The 5,125-nt window shown below is 67.0% G+C and carries 3 protein-coding genes; 1 reads left to right on the top strand and 2 read right to left on the bottom strand.

All coding sequences use genetic code 11. The features are described from left to right. Nucleotides 1–1,080, top strand: a 1,080-nt coding sequence (locus WBV89_RS11010) for an MFS transporter (protein WP_423981395.1), incomplete at its 5' end; no start/stop codon positions are given. On the opposite strand, the gene WBV89_RS11005 is transcribed toward WBV89_RS11010, so the two are convergent. Both WBV89_RS11005 and WBV89_RS11000 read right to left on the bottom strand, forming a co-directional pair. Continuing rightward, entirely contained in the window at nucleotides 1,068–2,648 is a 1,581-nt protein-coding gene (locus WBV89_RS11005) for a trimethylamine methyltransferase family protein (RefSeq protein WP_423981394.1), read from the bottom strand. The two genes, WBV89_RS11010 and WBV89_RS11005, sit on opposite strands and share 13 nt — an antisense overlap. Nucleotides 2,649–2,810: 162 nt before the next feature. Then, entirely contained in the window at nucleotides 2,811–4,820 is a 2,010-nt protein-coding gene (locus WBV89_RS11000; RefSeq protein WP_423981393.1) for an ASKHA domain-containing protein, read from the bottom strand. Nucleotides 4,821–5,125: the final 305 nt, after the last annotated feature.

The raw sequence follows: 5,125 nt of genomic DNA, 5'->3' as shown, positions 1-5,125 counted from the left end.
CGCGGGATCAGCCCGGCGATCACGGGGACGGTGTACTTCGCCGGCATGGCGATCGGCCAACTGTTCTGCGGGGTGCTCGCCGATCGTTTCGGACGCCGCAAGGTGTTGGCCGGGGGGATCGTGCTGTATGCCATCGGTGCGGTGGCGAGTGCCCTCGCGCCGGCGCTCGGGCCGCTCCTGATCGCTCGATTCGTGTGGGGTCTCGGTGCCTCGGCGCCTTCCGTCCTCCGGTTCGCGATCGCGCGCGACCTCTACGACGGTGACCGGATGGCACGGGTGGTGGCGACCTTCACCGCAGTGTTCCTGATCGGCCCGATCGTGGTCCCGTTCATCGGTGAAGCGATTCTGCTCGTCGGCTCGTGGCGGACCATCTTCCTCACCGGTCTGGCGCTGGGTGCTGTCGCTCTCGCGTGGACCATCGGCTTCGGCGAGACGATGCCCGACGAATTCCGACGCCCGATGCAGTTCGGTCCGTTCGCCGAGGCGTTCATGTCCGTCGTCCGAACACCGGTGACGCTGTGGTCGTTGATCGGCTCGACGCTGTTCAACGCGTACTTCTTCGTCTGGCTCGGGAGTTCTCAGCCGATCCTCGACGACGTCTACGGACGCGACAGCCAGTTCACGATGTTCTTCGGGTTGTCCGGTGTCGGGATGGCGGTCGCGCTGCTGCTCAACAACCGACTGATCGACCGCTTCGGGATGGGCACCATGTTGCGACGTGCGGCTGGGCTGCACGTCACCGTCACCGCGCTGGTGCTCGTCGTGGTGGTCGCTGCCGATGGGGTCCCGTCGGTGTGGTTGTGGTTCGGGTGGGCGGTGATCGCGAACGCGGCGACGATGGTGATCGGGCCGATGGCGTCAGCGCTGGCGATGGAACCGATGGCCGACAAGGCGGGGACCGCGAGCGCGATTCTCGGGCTCTCCCAGCTCGGAATCGGGGCGCTGTTGGCGGCGGTGATCGATTCGCAGGTGTCGACGACCGTGACGCCGATGATCGTGGGCGGTCTCGTGTTCGGAGTCGCGGGCCTGGCGGCGCTGATCCGGGCGACCAGCACGGTCGACTCGGCTCAGCCGATCTGATCCGGCATCTCGGACTTGCGCCGTTCGATGTAGTCGATCAACTCCGCGTCGATCGCCTCGTCCAGCGGAGGTGGCTCGTACTCGGCGAGCGCCTTCTTCCACGCCGTGTTCGCTCGCTCGGCCGCTGAGGTGCGGCCGTCCTCGGTCCACTGCTCGAAGCTCGAGTTGTCCGCGATCGTCGAGCGGTAGAACGCCGTCTCGAAATTGGCGAGCGTGTGCGCCGTCCCGAGGAAGTGCTCTCCCGGCTGATGTTCACGCAGCGCGTCGATCGCCTGGCCGTTCTCGCTGAGGTCGAGACCCTGACCCAACTTCATCATCATCCCGAGTTGGTCGGCGTCGAGCATGAACTTCTCGTAGCCGACGGCGAGCCCTCCTTCCATCCAACCGGCGGCGTGGAGCACGAAGTTCACACCGGCCATCACCGTCGGCAGAATCGTCGCCGACGACTCGGAGGCTGCCTGCGCGTCGGGCAGCTTGGATGCGGTGAGCGAGCCGCCGGATCGGAACGGGACGCCGAGCCGTCGGGCCAGAGCGGCGACGGTGAACAGCACGATCGCCGGCTCAGGGGTCCCGAACGTCGGCGCGCCGGTCGCCATCGACATCGACGACGCGAACGAACCGAACACGACCGGCGCACCGGGTCGGACCAACTGACAGAACGTCATTCCCGCGAGCGCTTCGGCGAGCGTCTGTGCTGCGACGCCCGCGGCGGTCGTGGGGGCCATCGCGCCCGACAGGATGAACGGCGAGATGATGCAGGCCTGATTCGCCTCGGCGTAGGTCTCGGCCGCGTCGAGCATCGTGTCGTCCCACACGAGCGGGGACGAGGCGTTGATCAACGACGACATCACCGTGCGCTCGACTCCGGTCTCGTCGCGGAGATCGCCTCCGAAGCCGATTCGCGCGAGCTCGATCGAATCGGTGGCGCGCTCGCCCGCGGTGACCGAACCCATGAACGCCTTGTCGCTGTACTTGAGGTGTGCGTAGACCATGTCGAGGTGACGCTTGTTGACAGCGATGTCGACCGGTTCGCACACCGTTCCGCCGGAATGGTGGAGGTGCGGCGAGGAATAGGCGAGCTTGACGATGTTCTGGAAGTCCTCGATGCTCGCGTATCGGCGGCCGCGGTCGAGGTCGAACACGAACGGCGATCCGTAGTTCGGTGCGAAGACGGTGTTCTTGCCACCGATCTCGACGTTGCGTGCCGGGTTGCGTGCGTGCTGCGTGTACTGGGCCGGAGCGTTGGTCTGCACGATCGATCGGCACAGGCCCCGCGGAAAGCGCACGCGTTCGCCCTGAACGTCGCAGCCGGCGTCGCGCATCAACGCGAGCGCTCGCGGATGGTTGCGGAAGTCGACGCCGACCTCCTCGAGAATCGTGTCGGCGTTGTGCTCGATGATCTCGAGCCCCTCGTCGCCCACGATCTCGTAGGGGTTGATCTGTCGAACCAGATACGGCGGCACGACCGGCGCGTGCGATGCTCGCTCGGCGGCACGCCCTGCTCGTCCACCGGTGCGGCGTCCACGTCGTTCCTCGGCCAACTCAACCTCCTGACAGGGTTCCGCCATCCGGAACTGTTCCAGATTACAGAACCGATCGAGGTCGGTCGACAACCCTGCGTCATCGGGTGTCGGCGGCGACAACTGGTGTCAGGCACCAGTTGTCCCGACCTCGGGTTGGAATGGACATCGGGCGGACGGACAACTGGTGCCTGACACCAGTTGTCCCGATCAGCGGGGGCGGCGGCGACCGGTGCGCTGGCGGGAGCCGGTGCTGGCCGAGCGTTCCTGCGCCACCGGCAGGACGGTTTCGGTCGCGAGGTTCGGAGTCGCCATGGTCGTGTGCGGGAAGCCCATTGCGTTCACGAAGAGTTCCTGGAATCTCGGCTCGGTGGCCGTCTCGATCTTGTCGACACGGCGCGCGGTCGATTCGATCTCGCGCCGTTGTTGGGCCGACAGCAGCGCACGGACCGCACCCGCCCCCGCGGCGTTGCCCACCGAGGCGACCTGAGCGACCGGCACGTCGGGGACCAGCCCGAGCACCTTGGCGTAGAGCGGATCGATGTGCGCGCCGAACGCTCCGGCGAGGCGGACCGAGCCGATCGCGTTCGGGTCGGTGGTCCCGTTGTGCTCGCAGAGGAGGTCGATCCCGGCGCGCAGGGCTGCCTTCGCCAGTTGGATCGCGCGGACGTCGTCCTGGGTGATGTTGATGTTCTCCGCGGGATTCGCCGACTCACCGAACAGCCGGTACGAGAACGTGCGACCGTCGGCGAAGATCCGGTCGGACTTGCCCGGACCGTCGGAGCGAATGGTGCCATCGACGTCGATCAGCCCGGCCAGGAACATCTCACCGATCACCTCGATGATGCCGGATCCGCAGATCCCCGAGATGTCGAGCTTGCTCGACTGGCTCGCGAAATCCGGATCGTCCGACCAGACCTCGGCTCCGATCACGCGCACACTCGGTTCGTAGGTGGTCCTGTCGATCCGCACCCGTTCGATCGCGCCGGCGGTCGCGCGCATCCCGGCCGAGATCTGGGCACCTTCGAACGCCGGTCCGGTCGGGCTGGACGCTGCGAGGACGTGACTCGCGTTCCCGAAGACGATCTCGGCGTTCGTTCCGACGTCGACCAGGAGCTGCAGTTCGTCGTGGCGGTGGGGACCCTCCGCGAGGATCGCGCCGGCCATGTCTGCGCCCACATGCCCGGCGATGCACGGGAGGAGATAGACGTCGCAGAAGCGGGCGTCGAGTGCGAGGTCCGATGCGCGGGTCGTGACCGCGGCGTTCGTGGCGAGGGTGAACGGAGCCTGTCCGAGCGGTGTGGGGTCGATCCCGAGCACGATGTGATGCATGATCGGGTTGCCGACGATGGTCATCTCGACCACCGCGTCACGGTCGAGGCCGGCCTCGTCGACGAGTTCGCCGATCATCGTGTCGAGCGCGGTCCGAATGGCGCGGGTCAATTCGACCTCTCCGCCGGGATTCATCATCACGTACGAGACGCGCGACATCAGGTCGTCGCCGAATCTGATCTGCGGGTTCATGATCCCATTGGTCGCGAGGATCTCGCCGGTCGCGAGGTCGACGAGGTGGGCTGCGATCGTCGTGGACCCCACGTCGACGGCGATGCCGACCGCCCGATCGACGTAGCCGGGATACACGGCGGAGATCGTGTCGGCGTTGCGGACCGCCACCGTGATCGCGTTGCCGCCGCGCTTGGCGGCGGGGGCGAGCAACGGGAGGATGCGCGGGTCGATCGCGCTCGGCGTGACGTCGAAGTCGCGGGTGAGCGACTCGATGATCTGCTCCTGCAGTCCGCCGAGCTCAGCGCCGAATTCGGCCGTCGGGAGTTCGACGTAGTGCAGGCGCACGATCGGATCGATCTGCAGGTTGCCGAGGTCGACCGACTTGCGCACGACCTGGCGGTGGACCTGGCTCGCGGCGGGTACTTCCACCACGACATCGCCGCAGACGAGTGCAGCGCAACCGAGACGTTGACCATCGGCGATCGGCCGTCGCCCGGTGTACTCCTCTTCGACCGAGGTCCATGCCGAGACCGAATCGGCTGCTGACTCGATCTGCCATTTCGGGAACGAGCCGGTCGTCGGGACGACCTGGCAGCGGCCGCAGATCCCGCGTCCGCCACACGTCGAGTCGAGGTCGACCCGAACGGCGCGAGCGGCGTCGAGCACGGTCGTGCCCTCGTCGACCGTCGCCGTCAGGCCCGACGGCGCGAACACGACACGATGCTGGGCTCCGTCGCGGGTCACCCTGGGCCCCCCGACTGCCCGGATCGCCCGGGAAAATTGTGTGTCATCGTGCCGGCTGGCGTCACGATCCCACGAAATTTCGGCGCGGCGTATCGGAGCATTCGGAAATTGTGGGTGATGCTGCCGCTGGTCGTCACGATCGCTCGAAGTTTCCCCCAGGGGCGGGGTGCGGCGGGGAAGGGGGAGATGTGGGAGATGTGGAAGGAGGAGGTGGGGTGGGAGGTGAAGGTGGAGGCGGGAATGACCGTGGTCATGATCCGGCGACGCGGGCGCGG

The organism is Ilumatobacter sp., from assembly GCF_049588435.1.
Taxonomy (GTDB): Bacteria; Actinomycetota; Acidimicrobiia; order Acidimicrobiales; family Ilumatobacteraceae; genus Ilumatobacter_A.
This window is presented reverse-complemented; position numbering and strand designations above follow the sequence as displayed.

Bases quoted from the DNA above. Each gene is read 5' to 3' on its own strand.
- WBV89_RS11005 (WP_423981394.1), bottom strand. From the start codon at position 2,648: ATGGCGGAACCCTGTCAGGAGGTTGAGTTGGCCGAGGAACGACGTGGA.